The 26,430-nt window shown below is 37.2% G+C and carries 17 protein-coding genes and 1 tRNA gene; 16 read left to right on the forward strand and 2 right to left on the reverse strand.

Annotation, left to right across the window (positions count from 1 at the left end):
* Window positions 1-19: 19 nt before the first annotated feature.
* On the forward strand, window positions 20-1,243 hold the full coding sequence (locus HMPREF1135_RS02990; protein WP_007591855.1) for a sensor histidine kinase: 1,224 nt from the start codon (window positions 20-22) through the stop codon (window positions 1,241-1,243).
* Window positions 1,244-1,337: 94 nt separating this feature from the next.
* On the forward strand, window positions 1,338-1,580 hold the full coding sequence (locus HMPREF1135_RS02995) for a hypothetical protein (RefSeq protein WP_007591856.1): 243 nt from the start codon (window positions 1,338-1,340) through the stop codon (window positions 1,578-1,580).
* Between the two features lie 76 nt (window positions 1,581-1,656).
* Here HMPREF1135_RS02995 and HMPREF1135_RS03000 read toward each other — a convergent pair whose 3' ends face one another.
* Both HMPREF1135_RS03000 and HMPREF1135_RS03005 read right to left on the reverse strand, forming a co-directional pair.
* Window positions 1,657-1,854 carry a helix-turn-helix transcriptional regulator gene (locus HMPREF1135_RS03000; RefSeq protein ID WP_007591857.1) on the reverse strand — a complete coding sequence of 66 codons (198 nt, stop codon included), beginning with the start codon at window positions 1,852-1,854 and terminating at the stop codon, window positions 1,657-1,659.
* Window positions 1,855-1,863: 9 nt separating this feature from the next.
* A complete protein-coding gene (locus HMPREF1135_RS03005) occupies window positions 1,864-2,370 on the reverse strand; it encodes a hypothetical protein (RefSeq protein WP_007591858.1) in 507 nt (168 codons plus the stop codon).
* Between the two features lie 165 nt (window positions 2,371-2,535).
* On the opposite strand from HMPREF1135_RS03005, the gene HMPREF1135_RS03010 reads away from it, so the two are divergent.
* From HMPREF1135_RS03010 to HMPREF1135_RS03075, 14 genes are all read left to right on the forward strand, one after another.
* On the forward strand, window positions 2,536-3,351 hold the full coding sequence (locus tag HMPREF1135_RS03010; RefSeq protein WP_007591859.1) for an endo alpha-1,4 polygalactosaminidase: 816 nt from the start codon (window positions 2,536-2,538) through the stop codon (window positions 3,349-3,351).
* A 142-nt stretch (window positions 3,352-3,493) separates the two neighbouring features.
* Complete coding sequence (locus tag HMPREF1135_RS03015) at window positions 3,494-4,549, forward strand: ABC transporter substrate-binding protein (protein ID WP_007591863.1); 1,056 nt, start codon at window positions 3,494-3,496, stop codon at window positions 4,547-4,549.
* A gap of 54 nt (window positions 4,550-4,603) precedes the next feature.
* Window positions 4,604-5,680, forward strand: coding sequence for a FecCD family ABC transporter permease (locus tag HMPREF1135_RS03020; RefSeq protein ID WP_007591865.1), 1,077 nt, complete (start codon window positions 4,604-4,606; stop codon window positions 5,678-5,680).
* Entirely contained in the window at window positions 5,677-6,447 is a 771-nt protein-coding gene (locus tag HMPREF1135_RS03025; protein ID WP_007591867.1) for an ABC transporter ATP-binding protein, read from the forward strand. Before HMPREF1135_RS03020 ends, HMPREF1135_RS03025 begins: the two co-directional genes overlap by 4 nt.
* 590 nt (window positions 6,448-7,037) lie before the next feature.
* The gene (locus HMPREF1135_RS03030) at window positions 7,038-14,033 is read left to right on the forward strand and encodes an InlB B-repeat-containing protein (RefSeq protein ID WP_007591869.1); all 6,996 of its coding nucleotides are present in this window, start codon (window positions 7,038-7,040) and stop codon (window positions 14,031-14,033) included.
* Between the two features lie 14 nt (window positions 14,034-14,047).
* The gene (locus tag HMPREF1135_RS03035) at window positions 14,048-18,775 is read left to right on the forward strand and encodes an N-acetylmuramoyl-L-alanine amidase family protein (RefSeq protein WP_007591872.1); all 4,728 of its coding nucleotides are present in this window, start codon (window positions 14,048-14,050) and stop codon (window positions 18,773-18,775) included.
* 66 nt (window positions 18,776-18,841) lie between these two features.
* The gene (locus HMPREF1135_RS03040) at window positions 18,842-19,852 is read left to right on the forward strand and encodes an asparaginase (protein ID WP_007591874.1); all 1,011 of its coding nucleotides are present in this window, start codon (window positions 18,842-18,844) and stop codon (window positions 19,850-19,852) included.
* 21 nt (window positions 19,853-19,873) lie between these two features.
* Window positions 19,874-21,196, forward strand: a complete 1,323-nt coding sequence (locus HMPREF1135_RS03045; RefSeq protein WP_007591876.1) for a CAP domain-containing protein — start codon at window positions 19,874-19,876, stop codon at window positions 21,194-21,196.
* A gap of 212 nt (window positions 21,197-21,408) precedes the next feature.
* Entirely contained in the window at window positions 21,409-21,906 is a 498-nt protein-coding gene (gene infC, locus HMPREF1135_RS03050) for a translation initiation factor IF-3 (protein WP_007591878.1), read from the forward strand.
* Between the two features lie 28 nt (window positions 21,907-21,934).
* On the forward strand, window positions 21,935-22,132 hold the full coding sequence (gene rpmI, locus HMPREF1135_RS03055) for a 50S ribosomal protein L35 (RefSeq protein WP_007591879.1): 198 nt from the start codon (window positions 21,935-21,937) through the stop codon (window positions 22,130-22,132).
* A gap of 27 nt (window positions 22,133-22,159) precedes the next feature.
* Window positions 22,160-22,516 (forward strand): 50S ribosomal protein L20, encoded by a 357-nt coding sequence (gene rplT, locus HMPREF1135_RS03060; protein WP_007591881.1) that lies wholly within the window; start codon window positions 22,160-22,162, stop codon window positions 22,514-22,516.
* A 54-nt stretch (window positions 22,517-22,570) separates the two neighbouring features.
* Window positions 22,571-22,654 (forward strand) — tRNA-Leu (locus HMPREF1135_RS03065).
* An 89-nt stretch (window positions 22,655-22,743) separates the two neighbouring features.
* Window positions 22,744-24,489 (forward strand): ABC transporter ATP-binding protein, encoded by a 1,746-nt coding sequence (locus HMPREF1135_RS03070; RefSeq protein ID WP_007591883.1) that lies wholly within the window; start codon window positions 22,744-22,746, stop codon window positions 24,487-24,489.
* Window positions 24,489-26,387 (forward strand): ABC transporter ATP-binding protein, encoded by a 1,899-nt coding sequence (locus tag HMPREF1135_RS03075; RefSeq protein WP_007591885.1) that lies wholly within the window; start codon window positions 24,489-24,491, stop codon window positions 26,385-26,387. The genes HMPREF1135_RS03070 and HMPREF1135_RS03075 overlap by 1 nt, the downstream gene beginning before the upstream one ends.
* Window positions 26,388-26,430 lie beyond the last annotated feature (43 nt).

Genomic DNA, 26,430 nt, shown 5'->3' on the forward strand with positions numbered 1-26,430 from the left:
GATACAAAATGGAGAAGATATGAGAAAAAGCCTGGAGAGAAGATTGCAATTTATACTATGGGTACTTGTTTTTGCCATAGCCATATTGTTTGTGGATTTCATAATCTGTATGGCTGTGATGTATAAAAGCTCAGATATAAACTATACGGATGCAAGTGAAATAATGGACAGCTTATCATACAATACCGGTGAATATGTTTTAAGTGATGAAGAAAGTACACAATTACAAAAGAATAACGAATTTGCTTTTTTACTTGATAGTACCGGAAATATTATATGGTCTGAAAATATGCCTGAATCTTTGAAAAAATCAAAGTATACTTTACAGGATGTGGCCAAGTTTACAAGGTATTATCTGGATGACTATCCTGTACGTACTTATATAGTCAGTGAAGACAGATTGCTTATAGTCGGAAAGGTGAATGCGGATATATGGAAATATACTTTGGAATATGATGCAAATAATGTTTTGACATTCTTGGAAATAACTCCTGTATTATTTATTTTTAATATTATTTTGTTTATCTTTGTTTCGATAAGGATGTACAAAGCAAGGCAAAGAAGAATAGAGGAAGAAAGGGTAGAGTGGATTGCCGGAGTTTCTCATGATATCAGAACACCGCTTGCCGTTATTTTAGGTAATGCACAAATGATTCCAAAAGAAAGCAGTATGGATGAAATAAAAAGAAAGTCCGAGATTATTGAAAGTCAGGGACTTCGTATCAGAGCATTGGTAGAGAATTTAAATATTACAAGTAAGCTCGACTTCGGTACAAAAAGATTTGAAAAAAGCAAGGTTTGTTTAAGTACACTTATCAGAAAGATTGTAAGTAATATGATAAATTCACTTGATATTGATGCACAGTCCAAGTATGATTTTGAACTGAACATAGATGATGAGTTGCAAAAATATGAAGTTTCATTAAATGAAGAACTGTTTGAAAGAGCCGTAATAAATTTTTTAAATAATACTTTTCGTCACAATCCTGAAGGATGCAGCATCTATATAAATCTATATAAAGAAGATAAAAAAACTGTTTTGGAGATAGGAGATGGCGGAAGCGGAGTACCGGCTGAAATTTTACAAAGACTGAATCAAAATGCATATGCCAAGACCAAAAACGTTGGAAAACATGGACTTGGACTAAAGATAGTTAAGAAGGTAGCAGCATTTCATAGATGGAAGGTGAGATTTACTAACGGTGAGAATACAGGATTTGTTTGCAGGATGGAGATAAAATAGGTAGTAGGGAAGATTGACAGGGATTTATTATAATGTTATTCTATAGACAAAAGTGGGAATTCCCACAAATTAAACGTTTATTTTAGAGGAACTTATGAATACAAGTGTAAGAGAATATGATGCAAAGTTAGATTCAAAGAAAAGGATTACTTTAAGAGGATGTATATTTGAGTACTACCATGTGAAAGAGAAAGAAGACGGAACAATACTGCTTGAGCCTCGTGAACTTAGAGAGCCTTTCAGAATTTCCGAGAATACATTACATATGATGGATACAGCAGTTGAAAATATTAAAGCCGAAATTACATCGGATGAAATCGACTTATCCGAGTTTTAAGGTGAGATATGTATAAAATTACATTATCTAAGTTCGGCGAAGAAGTAGGTTAAAAAATAAGAGGGCAAGCACCCTCTTATTCTTCTTCCCAGAACAATTCATCCAAAGTCTTATCAAGTGCGCGGCAGATGGATAGACATAGGCGAATTGTGGGATTGTAGTCTCCCTTTTCTATAGCATTTATTGTTTGGCGGCTGACACCTACCAGATCTGCAAGCTGCTGTTGGGACAGGTCTTTAGCGGCTCTGGCGGATTTTAATTTAAGGTTTTTCATAGTTACCCCTTATTCCTCATCTTTTTTACATTTGTCTATCACCAGTTTTATTACCAAGTTTAAAACTAAGATAATAATAGCAACAGCTGCAATAAGATTTATGCCTTCTCTAAACTGTAATACTCCGTCTTTAAACAATGTGTGGTCTGATACAGACCTTATTAAGTAGTAGTCATTTAGTAAAAATATAATGATATAGGTGATAAATTGCTTTATATAGTTATTCTTCTTATAACTGCCGCAGGCATCATTAAAAATAATATAAGTATTCAGCACAATACCTGATATAAAAAGTATTATAACACTTATAAGATCATTTGAAACAGGTAATGATAGAGTATCTTTTGTGAATACATGTAAAATTGAAAGTATCATTACAGTAAAGTAAGCATAAGTATAACCGCGTCCTCTGACAGCCAACTGTCTTTCATCATATTCTTCTTTCGACTTTTTTGAATTAAAAGCCAAAACTCCAAATACACCTACAAAAAATAAAGCAATCATAATATATTCCATAAAAACTCCTTTCAGACAAAATGTCATATATGTTTTACATCATCAATATAACTCTATAATTACATTATGTCAAGTATATTTTACTTTATGTAAGACTATATACTTGATTTAAATATTTATAATTGATATAAATAGGATGTATCAACTATAGAAAGGAGTTTTTCTATGAAAAAATTCATGGTTATCGTCGTGGCTGTATTCTGCGGTATTGTTCTTTTTGCTTTTGCTAAAGCCGATTTTATACAGGATAAATATTACGGTGTATTTATAGGCATCAGCAAAGAAGATGGGATGAAACTTAATAATTACAAAGTCCTTGTACTTGAACCTACCGAATTTAATAAAGATGATATAAAGAAACTACATGAGAAGAATAAAAAAATATATGCCTATCTTAATATAGGTTCTTTGGAAAACTATCGCCCATACTATGAGAAGTTTAAAGATAAAAAACTTGGTACATATGAGAACTGGGAAGATGAGTACTGGATGGATGTCTCTGATAAGGAATGGCAAAATCTTATAGTAGATGAGCTTGGGAAAAATATAGCAGATAAAGGCTTTGACGGATTTTTTATAGATAACTGTGATGTGTACTATCAGTTTCCCGAAGAGAAAATATTTGACGGACTTTGTTCAATACTAAAGGGAATTGGGAAGTATAATCTTGATACTATAATAAACGGCGGAGATACATTTGTAAGCAAATGTATAGATGAAAAAATTACAAAGGAAATGTTTGACGGTGTCAATCAGGAATGCGTATTTACGGATATTGATTTTGAACATAAAACATATACTGAAAAGAGTATGGAAGAAAGAGAGTACTTCATCGGATACTTGGAAAGAGTAAAAGCACAGGACATTCAAGTTTTTCTTTTAGAATACGGTGCAAATAAAAGTCTGTTAAAAGACATTGAAAGCTTTTGCAGTAAAAACGGATTTCAATTTTATAATGCGAAAAGTATGGAATTAAGATAATATAATAATACCCAAAGGGGTATAGGCACATTGCATAAAAACCCGGAATCATATATTGACTTTAATTATTAAAATGCTAAAATATCTAATTGTTACAAATTTTATTTTTGTATACAAAACGGATTTACTTGAAGGGAGAAAAATGAAAAAAACAGCATTATTTGTCGGAATCGGCATATCATTACTTGCATTGGCAGGATGTAGCAATCAAAAAAGAGTTGTAGGTTCTAAAGGTGATCAGTACACGGTAAATAAGGATGTACAAAAGGTTGACAATGACTCTGAGCAAAAAGAATATGAGCCATATACAATCACTTTAAACCTCGAAAGATCCGGTGCAGGACAAAATATGGAAGAGACGTTTACCTCAGCACCAAAGAGGGTGGTAGCAGACGGTGATCAGATGGTTGATTTTTTTCTGGATTTAGGACTTGAAGATCATATAGCCGGGTATACACGAGGTGCCTGCCTTGATACGGTAAATGATTTTCCGGCAAGAGATAAATTAAATAAGATTCTACCTGACGGACAAAATCTTAATAAAGCATCTAAGGAGCAAATCCTAAGTTTAAATGCGGATTTTATGATAGGATGGGATTCACTTTTCTCAGATGACAATTTCTCTGTAGACTGGTGCCTAAAGAATAATATTATTCCTTACTTCCCATATTCATGTTCAGATAAGGCAACTATGGAAGATGTATATAAGGACTATGATACTCTGGGACATATCTTTGGAGTAAGTGATGTGGCCGAACAAAGAGTTCAGGCAATGAAGAATACAATAGAAGAAGTAAAGAATACGCTTGGTGAGGATATTTATAAAAACCCTGTTTCAGTGTTTGTATATGACTCGGGTGAGGATGCACCTTTTACAGCTTGTCAAGGAATACCGGGAGATATGATTAAGCTTGCAGGCGGTATTTCAATCTTTAATGATATTGATAAGGGATGGGCAACTCCTTCATGGGAAGAGGTTGTTGCAAGAGATCCTGATGTAATTCTCATACTTGACTATGATCATGATACTGAGGTAAAGAAGAAGTTCCTTGAGACAAATGAGTTTACAAAAAATCTTCGTGCAGTAAAAGAAGGAAGAATATATAGTGCATGCTGCTCGGATATGCAGGGTTCTGCAGGTTCTGCAAATGCCGTGAAGCTTATGGCAAATGAATTCTATCCTGATAAATTCAAATAATTTTTTACATATAAAACTGTCACTGATTGTGGCAGTTTTATTTTAGGAGTTAATATGTCAAAATTTAAAAAACATTTTTTACCTCTTGAATCAAAGAGTACATATTTAGGATTTATCTTAATTATGATTCTAATACTTTGCGTTTCAATTGTAATCTCAATCATTTTAGGAAGTGTGGACATTGAACTGAAGGACATTACGGGATTTTTAGCCAATAAATTCAGCGGTAGGAGAGTAGTGGAAGTCACATGGGATAACAGTATTGAATCCATAATATGGGATATAAGATTCCCCAGAGTATTCGTTGCATTCTTTGTTGGAGCAGGGCTTACACTTTGTGGAATTATAATGCAGGCTTTAACAAAAAATACATTGGCAGATCCCTATGTACTCGGTATTTCACAGGGAGCATCGGCAGGTGCGGTATTTATGATTATGTATGGATCTTTGATTTTTTACGGTCCTTACGGTACAATGCTTGGTGCTTTTATAGGTGCGGTAATTTCTATAATTATTGCACTTAATATAGCAAAAATAAGAAATAAGATAACGGCAACTCAGCTCATACTTGCAGGAATAGCGGTAGCAGCACTTTTCGGAGCTGCAACAAATCTGATGATTTATATGCAAAGGACAGGCTCGGATAAAGTAAAAACTGCACAGTACTGGATGATGGGTTCATTAAGCGGATCCACATGGGAAAGACTTATGTATGTCAGTATTACATTCATACTTTGTTCTATAGTGATATATTCCATAAGAAAGATGCTGGATGCAATGCTTTTGGGTGATGATGTGGCAATGACACTTGGTGTAAACACTTCAAAGTTGAAGCTGATAATGATATTGGTGGCGACATTGCTTACAGGTGTTATTGTTTCGATCAGCGGAGTAATCGGATTTGTAGGACTTACCATTCCACATATTACAAGATCGGTGGTAGGAAGTAAGCATACAAGGCTAATACCTGCCGCAACTTTAGTTGGAGGAACATTCCTTGTATTGGCGGATGTTATATCAAGAGTTGTTATTTCACCTGAAGAACTGCCGATCGGTGTAGTTTCCGCTTTCTTTGGAGCACCGTTCTTTTTATACTTGATTAAAAAATCCAATAACGGAGGAAGAGGATGAAAAAACTTGAAACAAAGGGAATCACTTATTCCATTGACGGAAAGATTATAATAGACGGTATTGATATAAGCGTAAAAGAAGGAGAGTTTGTAGGTATTGTAGGACCTAACGGTTGCGGTAAGTCTACACTGCTTAAAAATATTTATAAGGTGTTTACTCCGGACAGCGGTGCGGCATTTATAGACGGAGAGGATTTGTCCCAACTCTCAAACAGAAAAACGGCTAAAAAGATGTCCGTAATGCAACAGGAAAATATTGTTGATTTTGATATGACGGTTTACGACATGGTAATGCTTGGAAGATTTGCATATCAAAAACTTTTCTCAGGAAGCAGTGAAGAAGACAGAGAAATTGTAAGCGAATATATCAAGGAAGTGGGACTTTCAGGATATGAAAAAAGACATTTTCTTTCATTATCAGGTGGTGAAAAGCAAAGAACATTGCTTGCGAGAGCATTAAGTCAGAAGACACCTGTAATACTTCTTGATGAACCGACCAACCATTTGGATATAGGATATCAGTATCAAATTATGAATATACTTAAAAGACAAAGTCTGACAATACTTTGTTGTGTGCATGATCTTAATATAGCGGCAACATATTGTGACAGACTTGTTTTGATGAAAAACAAGAAAATATTTGATGTAGGAAGTCCGAAAGAGATGTTGACAAGAGAAAATATTAGGGCACTTTTTGATATAGATACGATGATAATAGAAAATGAAAAAACAGGCAGAGTAAATATAATCTTTATGCCGGAGCTGTAAAAGACACAGGATAATAAACAGTGTGAATGAGATTATCATTTGCACTATTTTTTGCTTTATAAAAAGCATTAAAAACAACTATAAATATAAAAAGTAAGAAAAGTTTAAGAAAAAAACTTTCAATGTATCATTTGATAGTTCCAAAAACACAAAAAATAGAGTAGAATAGTAAGGATTTATAAAATCAAATTTAATTGTTATAAGGAGGTGTAGGGTTAATCGTGTAAATTTTCATTTTTTGCAAAGCAAGAATGCAATAAAATGAAGTCTTTGTTTATATGGATAAGGGCTAGATTCATATAAGCATAATGCATTCTTTTTATTAAGAAGATTGTTTTAAATTTAATTGGGCAGTTTGCCTATGCAAGAGGGCAAACAAAGGTAAAATAAAGGATATGAAATCAAGGGCAGATTACTTGGGCTAGGTAAGAAACTCTTATTTAGCGAATAAAAACAAGGGTAACTTACTTGGGCTAGGTAGGAAACTCTTGTTTAAGGTGCAAAAAATACGATTTTAGATTCTTTATATTTCATGGAGGATAACAAGATAATGATTTTATTTTGTATGAAAAGACAAATAGAGGTGATATATGAAAAAGAATAATCACAAGGGTAAAAGACTGTTGGCGGGTCTACTATCCTTTTTAATGGTGGCAACAACGCTGCCTTTTGGGGAGATGGATGTAAAGGCGAGCAGCTTGGTGCCAAATACAAGCCTGACAGATAATGGGGATCGATATCCTTATATGGAGACCACAGGCTCCGGAAATAATAGAGTTAGCTACGGTTCTTCTTCTTCTACAGGATTTACGTTTCAGAAGATGGGAGCGGGGCTTACAGGTCAAAATACAAACTATGATCCTGCCGATTTATATACTCAAGGAGGTTTTCTATTCTCTAACAATATAGGGAATACAAATTCTTTTAATATTTCAGCAGTTACAGATGATAGTGAAACATCCAGAAGTATTGGACAAAGAGGATATACAACTACAGTTCGTACTGCATATGGTAAGGATTATTGGGCAACCTACTATGGCTTTGGTGAACCAAGACCAAGTGATACAATAAATTCGCTTACATATTTGACACCATATATTACTTACAGATCCGATGGTAGAACTCCTGATGATGCTTCTTTACAGGGTAATGATTATTTTGCCTATCTTAGTGGTGCAGGAGCTGGTGCTAAATATAAATCAATAGATCCGAATGTTTTTCCTGTGAAACTTTTTCCTGCTACATATAACGGTGGTATTACTCAACTTCAAGTACCGGGGAAAACGGAAAAAATAGAAGTTCGTCAGGAAATAAAACCTGATGACGATGATAAGAACTTGCTTGTAACCTATACAGTGGCTAATACGACAAGTGATCCTGTAAAGTTTATGATAGGTAATGAGTCTGATACATTCCTATATAATCATGATAAGGTACCTGTGTTAGTTACTCAGGGTGGAAAGCATCTTCATATGATAGCAAATTTATCTGATTCAGAAGTTCAAGATTTAGTCAATAATGGAGAATTGAATTCTACAGATAATAAGTATAGGCTTTCCGACTTTGATGTAAAGGTAAAGTCGGGGGATGGAAGAGTGTGGGCAGGCCAATGGCCAATGACACCATGGGATGCCAGAAACTCTTCTGCGTATCATACAGGTTTTACCTTTGTCAAATCTAAAGACTCTTTAGTCCAAGGTTATGACTCTGCAGCAGCTTTCTCAGCCTTCTTTGATTTGGCACCGGGAGAGACAAAGAGTGCAACATTTGAAGTATCTATGAGAGTATCTGTTTACTACGTAGATCCTACTTATGGAGGCCAAAACGGTACTTCTACAGGTTATATCACAAAGCCGTACAATACTGTACAGGCTGCTATAGATGCTATAGGAGCAAGTGGAACCGAGAAGGCATATATCTATGTAATGGATGATACCGAAATACCGGCAACACTTAACTGGAACAGTGCACCGAATCTTAAGAGTCTTACAATACAGACAAGTTTGTATGATAAGATCGGTTCAATGCGTGTGTTTGATGCTCCGGGTTATTATGGAACTCATCCTGACGATATGCATGACGGTACTGTAAAGAAGCTTATTCGTAAAGATAGTTTTGCAGGAGATCTTATAGAAGTACCTGCAGGAAAGACTCTTACACTTACCAATATAGAGATAGACGGTAACAAGGCTGCAACTGATACAGCAGGTACCAATGTTACAGGTGCTTTAGTAAAGGTTGAAGGCCAACTTAATTTAAAAGCAGGAACTACACTGACAAACAACAAAGTTAAAGGAACTGGAGCCAAGGCTTCTGCTATAGATGTTGAAGGCAATGGTGTAGTAGCAGCAAATGCAGGTACAGGTACTGTAAACATTACAGCTAACGAATCTGTTAACAATGTCTCTGCTGTAAGTTTGGCAGATGCAATGGCTATTACCGGTTCAACACCAACGGTGTATCCATTTACACTTGCAGGAAATGTAAATGTAACAGGAAATACTACTACAGATACAACTACAAATACAACAACTAATGCCAATATAGGTCTTGGTGCAAACTATCTGTATATACCAAAGGGTGCAAAGTTTACCGGAAGTGTTGGTGTAAATGAAGCAGACCAGACAAGGCTACCTTCTTTAAATACTGAGGGAAGTACAGTACTGGACTACTCAGGTAGAGGAACTGTGGCACTTCCATATTCTATAAGCAGTATTACTGCAGATAAGCCTGGACAGACGACTGCACCGGGAAATGTATCACAACAGGTAAGAACCGGAACCACTATAAACGGTGGAACAAATCAATTACAAAACGTTGTATACTTAAAGGCTCCTGTATATAGCTTTACACTAAACTATGCAGATGAGAACGGAAACAGTATTCCGTTTGAAAATATGAGCTTCACAGGAAATGATCATATACTTTTAACAAACCCGTATACAACTTCATATGCTGCAGGTGCAAATATAAAATATGATTTACCTACACTTACAGCTACACCTACAGTTGATTATTCAGGATATGTATTTGACAGAGTTGATATTCCGTCTGTAGTAACAACAGTACGTTCAGAAAACGACACATCAGGCAACCCAAACGGAAATATTATAGGTACCATGGGCACCAACCCTGTGAATATTACTGTGTACTTTAAGAAAAATATTGTACGTTACCATTTTGATTCAAAGGGTGGTAATGTTATAGCAAATATGGAAGAGAATACCGGAGCATCGGCTACGACTCTGGGACCAATACCGACACCGACAAAGTACGGTTATGTATTTAACGGATGGTTTACATATACAGATATAAACGGTAATAAAGAATTTGATGCCGGAGATGTTGACGGCGCTGCATTTACAGGAGTAGGAAATCCTGCAACATTCCCTGCACCTACTACAGCAGGTAATGTATATCTTTATGCAAAGTGGACACCTGATCCTACATTGCATAACTTTACAGTAATACATAAGAACTCAAATGTTGCATTACCTATAGATTTCGGTAGCGAACCACCTAGACAATATAGCTTTACACAACCAATAACTGCAGATCCGCTTACTTCTATAGCAGGATATGAATTCAATACAGGAGTACTTAATCCATATGGTGCCGGAACCGTAAATGCTTCATCAGGTCATGTAGATGCAACTATGAATACAACAGGTGTGGATCTTACATACAGATATAAGGTAAAGACTGCTGATACATTTACTTATACTATTCATCACCGTGACAGTGCAGGAAATACATTGGCAGCTGATATAAGCGGTTCATTAAATGCGGAACAGATTTTCTCAAGTCAGCCTGATACTTCAATTACGGGATATAATTATACGTCTTTCAGTATAGTACAGGGTGAACATGAGGATCTCACGTATCCGAACTATAAAACAGGCCTTAACAGTGCAGGTTTTATAACATTAAATGATCAGACAACAGGACAGTTTACTGCACATATGCCGAATCAGAATGTAGAAATTACATATATTTATACAGCTGATTCTTCAAACAACCTTGTTCGTAGATTCTTTGACAGAGAAGTACCGAACAGCGTTCTGGCAAGCAGTGTAGATGCCATAGCACCGGGTTCTACTATCACAAATATGCAAATACCTGCAATAGGAACTACAGTAGGTGACAAGCTATATGGATATATCTGGGATGGAAACTCAACTGCAGATATTAATCCTTCAGGTTCAACATGGGGAAGTGTAAATCCGGCAGATGGTGCATTAACCGGAGCTATGCCTATTTCATCCACAGGACCTATAGGTGTTGACTACAAGCTTAGTCGTGATCCGAATAAGTGGAGAGCTATTAACTTCCAAGTGGCGGCTTCTCCAAATAATGAGGGAAGTATCGGTGCACTGTTACCGGGAGTTCCGACAACATTCCTTGGTAGTGACGGAACAGCTTTAGGTGACAGTAAAGCAGATACATTTAATAAGCTTAATGCTCAGGGAAGCATACCGGGAACAGTGGCTAATCGTTATTATAAGTTTGACGGTTGGTATATGGATGCTGCCGCAACAATACCTGTTGTAGGTACCAATCCGTTACCTTCCGATACAGTAACAGCCGGAAGTACACCGCTTACACTTTATGCAAAATTTGTTGAAGATCCTTCTATGTGGATTGATATAAATTTTGCCGCAAATGCAAACGGAAGTGTCGGAACACCTACTACACTTCATAAGCCATATGACTATACATGGGGACAGATTCAAAGTGATTTACCAAGCACTATTCCTGTTGTAAACTACAACTTTGCCAACTGGAGTGACAGTGCAAACAATGCAATGACTGCAATAAGTCCGCTTGTAAATAATGCTACATACTATGCAAACTTTACTAAGGATCCTGTTACATGGGGACTTACTATAGGTTCTATAGTACCGACAGGTCATCTTGGAAATGATGGAAGCGGTGAAATAAGAATAAACGGTACAACACCGGGAAATGTATATGTTATAAGTGACAAGAACGGAAAAATAGTGGCTGTGGTCACAGGTGATGCTATTGGAAGCATTACTAATGTTCCGGATCTTATTCCGGGAGCACACTATGATGTTCAAGAGGGTACACCTGATACTATTGCGGTTGTTGGAAATCCTACTTCAAGTATTACAAGCAGTAATATATCAGCACCTATAGATACATATATTCCTACAGTTGAGAATAACTACAGTGTAGGTTATGATCCTGAAAATGACGGAATGGCTCAGATTGTTATAAATCCTGCCGATCCTGATGCAGATTATGCGCTTATTGACGAAAACGGAAATGTTGTAAATTATCTGGGAAGTGACAACGGATGGATAGGATCATCAGGAAATCCTTCAATAGTTACTTTCAAAAACCTTAATCCTAACGAGACATACACAGTAGTTGCAAGAAGAAAGGGTGATACATCAATACCAGATCCTCTAAGTAAATTACCAGACGGAAATGCTATTACAGCTAACCCCGGAGATATGGCCGATGCACCTAAGTATATTGTAGAAGCTGTAAACGGCGAAGTTGTAATGGTTGGAGCCAACAGCGTTAATGCAGGAAGCTTTAATGAAGCAAAGGCCGGAGATCTTGTAAATCTGCATGCGGATATGGTTAATTCTGCAGGATACAACTTTAAGTATTGGCAGGTTCTTGCAGGTAGAGCTGTAGGAGTAACCGGAAAGATACTTGATAATGATTATTCATTTACAATGTCAAACTCAAATATTGTTTTCAAGGCGGTATATGATTTGCCGAAGATTGCAGCTGATGATGCGGATGCCGATGAGGAAATCAGAGGTGGTGCGGTAGGAGAGTTCGGACTTGATCCGAATCAGATACCTGCTCTGGCACATGATCTTACAACACCGCAGGATCAGTCTTTGATCGGTATAAACGGTGCCAAGGTTGACTACAGAGTTATATTCTCAAAGAGAAATGCAAGCAATGCTGAAAGCGCTTTGGTAAAGCCTGTTTCTGTTTCAGGTGTGGATCATCCTGATGCATATACGGCAGCATATGCTCTTGATGTAGAGCTTGAAAGATATGTTGACGGAAGAAAAGTTGGAAGAGCTACAGATTCAAATGCAAGTATTGATGTAACAGCACAGCTTCCGGCTGCAGATACAGATCAGCTTGACTATGAGATTTTTGACGTAACTACAGGTACACCTGTTGCCATGAGTTATGTAGGAGACCTTGATAATAATGCGGGATTGTTTAAATTTACTGCAAATCTGAACCATACTTATGTTTTGGTTTATTCAAAGATATTTAAGGTTGTATTTGTAGACAATAAGCCGGTACTTGACTATCAGCACTTGAATGATACAAGCAGAAACTTCTATCATAAGTTTAAGGTTAGAAGAAAAGAGGCTGTGAAGGATGCGGATTATTCTCTTGACTATTCTCTTGTACAAGCATATGCGGACGGAGAAACGGCAGGTAATCTTGTAACACCTTTTGAAGATATTTACGGTGTGGAATACAACTATAAGAACTGGTCAAAGAAGGAGAATTCTCTCTCTGTATTTGATCCTTCAATGAATATTACAAAGGCTATGACTATCTATGCTTACTATGAAAATAACAAGCCTAAGGTAGATAAAGCCAGAGTGGATCTTGGAAATACAATTCAAACAGCAAAGGATTTACTTGGTGATCCTTATCTGAAGGCCGGTGAGGCTGATACTATCAGAGAAAAGATATTGGAAGCTATGGATACATTAGCTTGGGCTAGAGATATCTTGGATAAAGACGGTATCGATCACAGAAGAATGGCAAACTATGCTGAGCTTCAAAGAGCTATTGACGGATTGCTTGATGTTATTAACAGATACAGCAATATATCTAACGGTAGAATTGCTGACAGAAACAGAAGAACCGGCGGTGCAAGCGGCGGTGGTAACTCTTCTGCAGGAAGAGGTTCTATACTTCTGACACCGGGAGAAAAGAATACAATAGGCAATAAGGCTTCTCTTGAGGGAAGTAATGTAACAAGCTTTGTTTTGGGAACAGACGGTAAATGGGAGACAAATCCTGTAACCGGAGGATGGAGCTTTGTTCTTAACGGTGGACTTCCACTGAACTCTTCATGGGCAAAGATTCAGATTCCTGACAGTCATGGTAACCTTGTGAGCAGATGGTATTTCTTTGATTCAAAGTCAACAATGGTAACAGGATGGATGCAAGATCCTTCTACAAAGAACTGGTATTTTATGAATACCGGTAAGGGAGCCCTTGAAGGTCAAATGGTTCTTGGCTGGGTACTCGATACAAATACAAATAAATGGTATTACATGAATGAAGACAATGGTGTAATGACTAGAGGATGGCATAAAGATCCTCAAGACGGAAGATGGTACTATATGGATAATTCAGGTGCAATGCTTACAGGATGGCAAAATATTGGAGGAAAGAACTATTTCTTCAATCCTGTAGTTCCTGCACCTACATATGAGTGGAATTCTGCTGATATGAGATGGGATTATGTAAAGACATCTTCAAGACCATATGGCTCCATGTATGAAAATGAAAAAACACCTGACGGCTACACTGTAAATGCCAATGGTGAGAGACTTCAGTGATATTGGAGAAAAATATGAAAACAATGAAAAGAAAAATTGCGACCCTATTGGTGGGAACAATGTTAGCAACCCAGCCGGCAAGTTTGCCGGTTTGGGCGGCACCAAGTGCTCCGACCGGTTCAGATTTTCAGTTTAATTTTACGGATTTAAACCCTTCCTTAAAGAATATTATTCAAAATATTAATATTCCGGGAGGAACTGCAAATACTTTAATAGATACAGGTAGTGGAGATTTTCATGGAATGGAAGTAAATCACACCAATCACTATGTATATCTGCCTTTTGTACAACCGGACACAGGTAATCCGGATAACGGAACTTTTGATAAAACAAAGACTCTGAACGGCAAATCTTGGGACAATATCGGATTGGAAGGCTATGCGATAGAGCATTGGATGACCGATAAGGAAAACGGATTCGGTTTGTGGAGAATGGACGGCCTGAATTATCCAAGTAATGGAAAAACTTATTATGCCAAACTTAAGGCCGATCCAAGTAAAAATTATAATTTAAAAGTAAGATATACTGCGGATAATAATGTTTATGTTCCGGGACTTCCGGCAGATTCTACTACAACAAAAAATGTTTTAGAGGCAATACCGCAGTCACCTATAGTACCTGACGGGTTTAAGATAACCAATACCGGTGCAGATGATACTGTTAAATTCTTTGATCCAAATACCTCACCTTTATTTGCTACAGAATTTACAGGTTTTAGTGCTACTGATGCAGGTTTTACTATGGATAATAATAAAAACTTAAGTGGAACCATGGTGAATAAGGATACTGAAATCACGTTTAATTACAATGTAAACCAAGACGTAAAAAAGGCTTTGGAAGTAGTTGATGAGATATATCAGGATGCTGCTTTAAGTGTTTTATCAAAAAGAAGCAGAAGAGTAGGTGGTTTATATTATGAGGCTGCACTTACAGATATCGGTGCCAAGAATATAAAACTGAATGAAGATATAAGTAAAAAGGATGCGGCTCATGCTACATCGGCCGACAGATATATTTATGACGGAGCGGTAATAAGTCATATTACAAGTGATAAAAATATTGCAGACGGTAATACTGCCGCCAATGCCACACTGCTTTCAGGTGATGCAGGTTCAGGGGCACATGCATACGACGGACTGAAAGTCAATACGGTATCTTCATCTCCGGATTTCGGAAAGATTACCGGTCAGATGCCTAATCAGGATGTAAAGATAACTTATAAGTATCATATCAATTCTGCATATCAGACTACACTTACTGTGAGGTATATGGATGACAGGGGAAATGATATTACAAGTTTAATAGTATCAGAGTATGAAAGAACAAATCCGGCTTTACCTACCACACCGGGAACAGCTAACGGTAGCAAATATAAAGAGGTGGACAGTAGTAACGGTAAGGCAAAATACCTAAAAATTAAGGCCGGATACAATGCCGGAAGTTATGATATTCAGATTCCTGTACCTAAGGTAGCTAATTATAAATATGGTACCGATCATCCTACGGCACAGTTAAACGGTGGCACTGCAACGTGGGGCAGCTCATATCAGACAGCTATAGCAAATATTGATTCAAGCTGGAGTGATGCAAATCAGAACTTTGATTTAACTACTGCCTCTACAGGTCCTATCGAAAATAAAGAGATAATCGTAACATATGCAGTTGATCCTACAGCTATAGTTCAGCTTATCCCGATAAACGGAGCCGGAGGAAGTATAAAAGTTGCAAATTCTCCTACAGCTGCAGATTATAATGTAAATACAGATGCTGCAATTAATCTGTCAAGGCTTAATCAGTCAAGCACAAGTAATACTTATGATGTGGATATAAAACCAAGTGATATGATTTATTATCCTGTTCCTAATGCAGGATACAGATTCGACCATTGGGAAACATCATCAGAACTTGGTTCACAGCAGGTAAACTTAAATCTCGGTACACCTCAGACTGTTACAGGAATTCCAAGAAGTAAGAATACAATAACCTTGACTGCCAAGTTTACAAAGATACCAAGTAACTTTAATACTTATCATTTTAATATAGGTGGTCGTATATCTCCGTTGCCATTGGGTCAGGATGCGGAGATTGCAAATGTAGATGCAAGCGGAAACCCTATAAATCTTACATTTGCTGATTTAAGTGTCTATACTGCGGTAAACGCCGATCCGGGTTATACTGTACAGTGGTTTGACGGTAACTTTAATCCAGTTGATGCAACCACACCTATTAACAATTTGAACGGACAGACTTTTACAGCATTTGCACAGCCAACTACAGCACTTGTAGCAAATGCACCTGTAGCCAACGGTCAATTACATCCTACAAACGGAACACCTTCAATACAGATACATCCTTCATCTATTGATTCAAGACTTCGCTATGTAATAGTCGATCCTATTACAAGAAATGTTGTAAAAATAGTGAACGGAGCAAATCTTGTACCTACAGCCAGTGAGATAACAGACAGTTCTCTTAATCCGGGACAGAGCTATCAAGTATATACGGCTTTACCGACGGCGGTAGTATCTGTAGGAATGCCGGTTCCAAGCAGTGATGTTTCAACACCGACATCTACAACAATACCTACAGCAATAAATCCACAGCCGGAAGCTGATCCGAATAATCGCGGTAAAGCACAAATTACAATATCACCTTTATCTGCAAATACAGACTATGCACTTATAGGACCAAACGGTGTAGTTTATCCGTTTACAACTCCTTCAGGAAATAATATTGTATTTGATAACCTTGACCCTGATGTAAATTATCAGATAGTGGCAAGACCTACAGGAACCACAACAGATCCTGTTACCAGACAGGCTACTACATCACCTACAACTGTAAGCACTGCAAACCTTGTTATTGTTAATCCGAACAATGATATAACACTTATTGCGGATGCCAATCCACAGTATACTTTTGTGAGAATTAACGGCACAAATCCTTCTACAGGAAATCCTTTGCTGGGAGTAGCTGAAGGAACACAAGTAGAAATAAAAGCGGCTCCTATAGATAGTTCAGGTAAGAATTTCCAGAGCTGGAATGTGGTTAGAGGTCTTAGAAACTACAATATTTCAGGAGACAGAATTATATTTACAATGCCTAATGTCCCTGTAACTTTACAGACAGTATTTTCACCTATTGGAGCAAGTAACACATGGTCTAAGGACTACGTGGACAATCTTGGTTCAAACCAGGGTGTAGGAGTTATTTATCCTGTAGTAAATGAAGCGGGAGATTTTAGAATTCAAATTATAAAATCAAGCATACCTACAGCCACAAGAAATGCTATTGCATTTGAGACAGATGACAGCTTCAAGTCTGTATTCCTTATGACATTCAATGTACAAAAGAAGGATCCCGTTACAGGAAATTGGGAAAACTATGTAGATCCTACCGGAGCTAATATTACATTCGATGCAAATATTGAGACAGGCGCTTTACTTGGGAACAGAAGCTATGGATTCTATGAGCTTGGCGGAAGTCTTGCTTCACCTTCAAATGCAGGCGGTAATACAATAAATCCGTTTACAGGAGTTGATTTTACATCACCTTCTTATACAGGAGAGTTCTCTATTACAGTATCAAACGGTTCTACATATGCTTGGGGATATACTCTTCCTGATGATGTAAGAAAAGTCATAGTAAGAGATGCAAGAGATAACAGTCTTGTTTCCACACTTCATATTGCACCTACAAGAGTAATAGAAGATTATGCATCTTTGTACACAGCAAACATTACAAATGACTATGTAGATAACAACGGTATCACATGGCATTATGAGGGTGTAAGTGATGACAGAGATTCATTTGTACCTACAGATACAACTACAAGAGTATTGTCTGATGCTACAGTATATCTCTATTTCTCAAATGACAGAGTAGACAGAGCTCAGGCTGCAAGAGACCTTGACGATCTTATTAAGCAGGCCAATATTGAGCTTCCGAAAGTTGCCAATACAGGAATGTTGCAAATGGCAATTGATGATGCACAGGCTGTACTTACAAAGACAAACAGAAAGTCATCTACAGCTGAATTAAAGGCTGCATTTGATGCACTTGAGCTTGCATTGAAAAATGCAGGAAGAAAGTCAAATGGTGGCGGCTCTTCAAGCGGCGGTAGCGGTCGTGGAAGCTCAGGTGGCGGTAGTGCCGCTTCAAATGCAGGAAAGGGCAGAGCAAACACATTGTCTGCATCAACACCTATTGCAGTTGGAGTAGGTGGTAACTGGGAACTTATCAATCCTGAGGAAGCTGCTAAGAATCTTGATAACTCAAAGTGGATCTTTAAGCTTTCAAACGGTGAGAGAGTAACCGGATGGCAATTACTCAGCTATACTTTTGAGGGTAGAACAAAGGTAGAGTGGTACCACTTTGAACAGGACGGTATCATGGACAGCGGATGGTTCTTAGACAGAGATACAAACAAATGGTACTATCTTTCAATGAATCACGACGGCTTCTTTGGTGAGATGATCAAGGGATGGCATCATGATCCTGACGATACAAGATGGTACTTCCTTGACAGAAACGACGGTCATATGCATGTTTCATGGGATAAGATCGATGGAAACTGGTATTTCTTCAATCCGAATCCACCGGCTCAGACATGGTTCTTTGACAACAGCACAGGTCGTTGGAACTATGGAGACAATAAGGACATAAGACCGCTCGGTTCTATGTATATTAACGAAGAGACTCCTGACGGATTTCATGTAAATGCCGAAGGAGTATGGAGATAAGGTAATCTTCTACTTGAGTTTTGCCTTATTTGAATGTATTCTAGTATATCGAATAAGGAGTACACTATGAAGAAGATTTTAGTGATAGGAACAGGTGGAACGATTGCTTCAAAGCAAATGGGTGAGGGATTGTCACCGGCACTCTCGGCACCTGAGATTTTGACATTTGTACCGGAAGTGGAAAAACTTTGTGAGATAGATGTGTTGCAGGTTTGCAATATTGACTCTACAAATATTACACCAAGTATTTGGCAGGATATAGCGAGAGCTATTGAAAGAAATTATGATTCCTATGACGGATTTGTAATTTTACACGGTACGGATACTATGGCGTATACTTCGGCAGCTCTCAGCTATATGATACAAAATTCAAGAAAGCCTATAGTTATTACTGGAGCTCAAAAGCCGATAAGTACAGACGGTACAGATGCAAAATTAAATTTAAGAGACAGTATTCTCTATGCATGTGATGATTATTCTCAAAATGTTGTTCTGGTATTTGACGGTAATGTAATTGCCGGTACCAGAGCAAAAAAGATGATGGCAAAATCATTCAATGCATTTCATAGTGTGAATTTTCCGGTACTTGCAAGAATTCAGGAAAAACACATAATACGATACATTCCATACATACCTATGAGAGAGAGGGTAAGATTCTTCCTTGACTTAAGTGATTCGGTATGTGTATTAAAAATGATTCCGGGTATGAAAGAGGGCATGCTTGGATATTTATTTGATAACTACGATTGCATTATTATAGAGAGTTTCGGAGTTGGGGGTATACCCGACAATATGCTTGATAAATTCTATGAAGAGATGGAGAAGTGGCAGGAAATGGGCAAATTCATTGTCATGGCGACTCAGGTTGTAAATGAGGGCTCCAATATGGAGATTTATCAGGTGGGTCAAAAAATCAAAAAAGATTTCAGTCTTATAGAGGCATATGATATGACATTGGAAGCAACGATTACGAAATTGATGGTCCTGTTGAAAAGATACACATCATATTCCGATCTTAGAAGAGCTTTCTATGAAGAAGTAAATTATGATATATTATGTGCCTTTGAAGGACTGTAAAGTTTTATTTTGGAGATTGAAATGGGTTTAAGCAAGAAAATCTTGGGATTAATTTTTGTTTGTTTTACAAGTTGTTTATTATCAATGACTGCTTTGGCATCACCTCCTGTTTTAGAGGGATGGAAGCAAAATGATATAGGGTGGTGGTATAGACAGGTAGATGGCACATACCCGAGTGATTCTTGGAAAAACATAAATAAAAAGTGGTATTATTTTAATGATAACGGTTACATGGTGGAAGATTCATGGGTGGAAAACTATTATCTGGGTTCGGACGGTGCTATGCTTGTAAATACAATAACACCTGACGGTCACTATGTACTTGATAACGGAGAGAAAACAGAAGAGATTTTAACAGAAAGCGATCAAAGACCTGAGCTTGAAAATAGTGAATTGGGAAATTTGATCGGACCGGGTGCAGAGTTAAGTGATAATTATGAGAATGTTGTAGATTCTTTGGTCGATGAGGATATCAAAGAGGTATCTACCGAAAATAACACTGTATTAGATAATGTAGATTCTTTGACCGGTGACGGTTTCAAAGAGGTATCTAATGATAATACAGCAGACACAAATACTTTAAATAACTTTGATGAAAACTCTGTATTTGAAAATACAAACAACAGTATCGGACCTGTAGCTACAACCGAAAGCTCCAACAGTATCGGACCGGTTGCCGATGAAAACAATGATACGGCAAATCAGGAAACACCGAGTGCTATAGAGAGCGGTATTACTACTGTTCCAACAATCGTTATCCCGAATGATAATGTTGACGGAGAAAGTGAAAGAGCAAGAGTTATCAGAGAACTTAGAGAATACGGACTGAGTGAAGATGAGGCGAATTTATACTATTTGATAAATGAGTACAGGGAGAGCCTTGGACTTTCCAAGCTGTCATTCTCAAAATCTCTTACAAGTGTTGCAAGAGCCCATGTAAAAGATTCACATGATTACACACCAAGACTTCAGCTTGATGAAAGAGGGATTCAGGGTAATCTTCACAGCTGGTCCAATAACGGTAATTGGAGAGGTGGAGCATACACACCCGATCATGAACATGCAGAGATTATGTGGGATAAGCCGGGTGAATTGACAGACTATACGGGAGCAGGATATGAAATATCCGTATACCACAGTATCGGAATAGATCCTAAGTTGGCTCTTGATTTATGGAAGAGTTCTTCAGGTCATAATGAAGTAATAACAGGTGATAATGACTGGTCATTTATAACAACTATGGGAGTGGCTATGGATAAAAACTACTCTCATGTATGGTTTGGAGGAGATGAGGATCCGGCAGGTTATTATGACATTGAAGGATATGAAGTCATACATCCGTAAAAATTTTAAAAAACCGATTGACAAACAAAAAGAAAACTGGTAACATAGACACGTTGAAAGAAAGCAGGTTCGCCTCACCTTAGCACAGGAGTGACTTTGGTTCATATAAACATTTTTTGATTTTTGATTAAATGATTATTTGGGCGGATGGTTTTCTATCTGCCTTTTTATATTGGTAAAGAAAATGGAGGTATAAAGGTATTAGCGAACAATTGATTAACGAACAGATTAAAGCTAAAGAAGTTCGTCTTATTTCATCAGAGGGTGAACAGTTAGGTGTAGTTTCAATAAATGAGGCAAGGGAAAAAGCAGAGGAAGCAGGCTTGGATTTGGTTCTTATTGCTCCGACAGCTAAACCCCCTGTTTGTAAAATTATTGATTATGGTAAATTCAGATATGAACTTGCCAGAAAAGATAAGGAAGCAAAGAAAAAGCAAAAGACAATAGAAGTAAAAGAGGTTCGTTTATCTCCAAATATTGACACTAATGATCTTAATACTAAAGTCGGTTCAGCCAGAAAATTCTTGGAAAAGGGAAACAAAGTTAAAGTTACTCTAAGATTCAGAGGCAGAGAGATGGCAAGAATGTTCAAGTCAAAATATATTTTGGATGATTTTGCCGAGGCTCTTTCAGATGTGGCAACAATTGACAAACCTTCTAAGGCAGAAGGAAGAAGTTTGGTAATGTTTTTATCAGCAAAGAAGGCTTAAAGATATTGTAATAAAAGGAGGATTCATTATGCCAAAGCTAAAGACAAACAAAGCAGCAGCGAAGCGTTTTAAGAAAACAGGAACAGGTAAGCTTGTAAGAAACAAAGCTTATAAGTCACATATCTTAACTAAGAAGTCAACAAAGAGAAAAAGAAATCTTAGAAAAGATATCGTAACAGATGCTACAAACGCAAAAGTTATGAAGAAAATTTTACCATATCTATAAGTTGACGAAGGGTTAGGAGGTTTTTAAATGGCAAGAGTTAAAGGTGCTTTAAATGCAAAGAAAAGACATAATAGAGTTTTAAAACTTGCAAAGGGATATAGAGGAGCTCGTTCAAAGCAGTACAGAATTGCAAAGCAGTCTGTAATGAGAGCTTTAGCAAGTGCTTATGCAGGTAGAAAAGAGAGAAAGAGACAGTTCAGACAGCTCTGGATCGCAAGAATCAATGCGGCTGCAAGAATCAACGGTCTTTCATACTCAAAGCTTATGCACGGACTTAAGGTTGCAGGCGTTGATATGAACAGAAAGATGCTTGCTGAGTTGGCTGTAAATGATGCTGCAGGTTTTGCTAAGTTGGCAGAAGTTGCAAAATCTAAGCTTGCATAATATTCAGTATTGTATTATACTTGCCACGTAAGTAAATCTTACGTGGCGTTATAAGCAGAAATGGCGGAATTGGCAGACGCGCACGGTTCAGGTCCGTGTGATAGCAATATCATGAGGGTTCAAGTCCCTTTTTCTGCATGAAATCTATATAAATGATGGAAGATGTTTTATTTGAAAAGATTGTACATTATGTGCAATTTTTTTTTATATTAGAGAGGAGAAAACATATGTTAAAGGTATTGGCAAAATATATAAAAGAATATAAACTTGCTTCCCTGCTCACAATTGTATTTATAATAGGTGAAGTAATATTTGAATTACTTATACCGTATATGATGACATTTATAATTGATAAAGGTGTTGCAATTAATGATTTCAATGCGGTAATAAAATACGGTTCAATTATGATAGCGCTTGCCGTTCTTGGACTTATATGCGGTATAGCCGCAGGTATTTACGGTGCAAATGCTTCAGCCGGATTTGCTAAAAATTTACGAGAAGGTATGTTTAGAAATATTCAAAATTTCTCATTCTCAAATATTGATAAATTTTCAAGTGCAAGTCTTGTTACAAGACTTACTACGGATATAACCAATGTCCAAAATTCATACCAAATGATACTTAGAATGTTGATGAGAGCTCCGGCTACACTAATCTTTGCTTTGATTATGACTGTATCCATATCAAGAGATATGTCTGTTATATTCTTTGTTGCCATATTCTTTTTAGCTACAGCCCTTGCTCTTATAATTGCAGTAGCTTTTAAACTCTTTAATCAGGTATTTGAAAAGTATGATGCATTAAATGCAAATGTACAGGAAAATATCTCCGGTATAAGAGTTGTAAAATCATATGTACAGGAAGATAAAGAAATATCCAAGTTTGATAAGGCTATAACAAATTTATATCAGTTGTTTGTAAAGGCGGAATCACTTGTTGTATTAAACAATCCTTTGATGATGCTTACAATATATGCCTGCATAATTGCACTGTCATGGTTCGGTGCAAAAAGAATCGTGGCCGGAGCATTAACAACAGGTGAACTTACATCTCTTTTTTCATATATAATGAGTATACTTATATCCCTGATGATGCTCTCGTTTGCATTTGTAATGATTACTTTATCTGAAGCAAGTGCAAAGAGAATTGCGGAAGTTTTGCATGAGGAAAGTGATATTAAGTCAAAGGAAAATGCGTCTAAAGAGGTAAAGGACGGCAGCATCGACTTTGATAATGTCAGCTTTTCATATAAAGCAGGTATCGGAAAGCCCGTACTTTCAAATATAAATATTCATATAGCATCAGGTCAGACTATAGGAATAATCGGTGGTACAGGTAGTTCAAAGACATCTTTGGTAAATCTTATTCCAAGACTTTATGATGCCACACAGGGAAAAGTATATGTGGGCGGAAAGAATGTAAAGGATTATGATATAAAGAGTCTTAGAGATGCGGTAAGTGTGGTATTACAAAAAAATGTACTCTTCTCAGGCAGTATAATCGACAATCTTCGTTGGGGAAATGAAAACGCTACTCTGGATGAGATAAAGAGGGCATGTGAACTTGCTTGTGCCGACGAATTTATAGAAAGAATGCCTGAAAAATATGATACATGGATAGAGCGTGGCGGAAGCAATGTATCCGGTGGACAAAAGCAGAGACTTTGTATTGCAAGAGCACTGCTTAAAAATCCTAAGATATTGATACTTGATGACTCTACATCTGCTGTTGATACCGCTACAGATGCAAAGATAAGAAGAGCGTTCAAAGAAGAGATACCGAATACCACAAAAATCATTATCTCTCAAAGAATATCATCCATAAAAGAGGCTGATAAGATTATTGTAATGGATAACGGTAAGATTGTCGGATTTGATACACATGAAAAATTGCTCGAGACTAATGAGATTTACAGATCCACAGCAAATGCGCAGTCTGAAGGCAATGCGGATTTTGATAAGGCAGGTGCATAATGTCGGGAATAAATAGAGAAAAAGGCGGTATAAATCAAACTATACAGGTTGTTGCAAGTGACAGCATGAAAAGAGTAATATCACTTGTATTAAAAAACTATAAAAAAAGTATCTTTGTTGTAATTATAGGAATACTGATATCGGCGGTAGTAAGTTCTCTGAGTGCTTCAGTTATGCAGGATATTATAGATAATTATATAATTCCTCTTACAAAAGAAAGTAATCCTGATTTTACTCCGCTTGCAATTGAGATAGGTAAACTGATATGTATATTTACAGCCGGTGTGTTAGCCGCATATACATACAACAGAATAATGGTAAATGTAGGACAGGGAACCATGCGTGAGATAAGAAGAAATCTTTTTGCACATATGGAAAAACTGCCTATAAGATATTTTGATACACATTCGCATGGTGATATCATGTCAATCTACACCAATGATACGGATACATTGCGACAGTTTATAGGTATATCTTTTCCACAGCTGGTGGAAGCATTGATTTCACTTGTTGCCGTATTTGTAACAATGCTTATTTTAAGTCCTATGATGACGGTGGTATCGGTTATTATGATTATTATTTCCGTACAGGCTTCAGGTAAGGCCGCAAGTCTATCGGGTAAATATTTCGGAATACAGCAAGCCACACTTGGAAAAGTAAACGGATATATAGAAGAGATGATAAGCGGACAAAAGGTTGTAAAGGTATTCAACTATGAAGATAAGAACATAGAGGGATTTAAAGGTATAAATGAAGAACTCTGTGTGGCCGCTTCAAAAGCAAACGGATATGCAAATATACTTATGCCTATAGTTGCACAAATAGGAAACTTAAGCTATGTAGTAATAGCTGTAGTCGGAGGATATCTGGCTATAAACGGTCATTTCGGTGTAACCATAGGAACTATAGCCGCATTCCTTTCACTGGTAAAAGCTTTTAACAGACCTTTTATGACTGTATCACAACAGCTTAATGCGGTAGTTATGGCGGCTGCCGGAAGTCAGAGAGTATTCGCACTTATGGATGAAGCTGTAGAAGAAGATGAAGGCTATGTTACACTTGTAAATGCAAAAATAGACGGCAAAGGAAATATATCGGAGTCAAAATCAAGAACCGGTATCTGGGCATGGAAGAATATACATTCTGACGGCGAAATCACATATACAAAACTTGAAGGAGATATTGTATTTGAAAATGTCGACTTCGGATATGTACCGGAAAAGATAGTATTACATGATATAAATCTCTTTGCAAACAAGGGACAAAAGATTGCCTTTGTAGGTTCTACAGGTGCGGGTAAGACAACTATAACAAATCTTATAAACAGATTTTATGATATTCAAAACGGTAAGATAAGATATGACGGTATAAACATCGAAAAGATAAAGAAGGATGACCTTAGAAGATCTTTGGGTGTGGTTCTTCAGGAAACAAATCTCTTTTCAGATACCGTTATGGAAAATATCAGATACGGACGTCCTGATGCTACGGATGAGGAGTGTAGAGCGGCTGCAAGACTGGCGAATGCCGACGGCTTTATAGAAAGACTCCCTGACGGATATAATACATTCCTTCATGAGGGAGGTGCAAATCTTTCACAAGGTCAAAAACAGCTCCTTTCCATTGCAAGAGCGGCTTTGGCAGATCCACCTGTACTTATTTTGGATGAAGCTACATCTTCAATTGATACAAGAACAGAACAGCTTGTACAGGCCGGCATGGACTCCTTGATGGACGGAAGAACTACATTTGTAATTGCCCACAGACTCTCAACCATTAAAAACTCGGATGTAATAATGGTACTTGAGCAGGGTAGAATAATAGAGCGCGGTTCACATGAAAGCTTATTGGAACAAAAGGGAAGATATTATCAACTTTATACGGGAAAAGTGGTATAATAAGAATGTAGTATATATTTTTAGACCTGTAATTAAGGAGAGT

Origin of the sequence: Lachnoanaerobaculum sp. OBRC5-5 (genome assembly GCF_000296385.1) — a bacterium.
Taxonomy (GTDB): domain Bacteria; phylum Bacillota; class Clostridia; order Lachnospirales; family Lachnospiraceae; genus Lachnoanaerobaculum.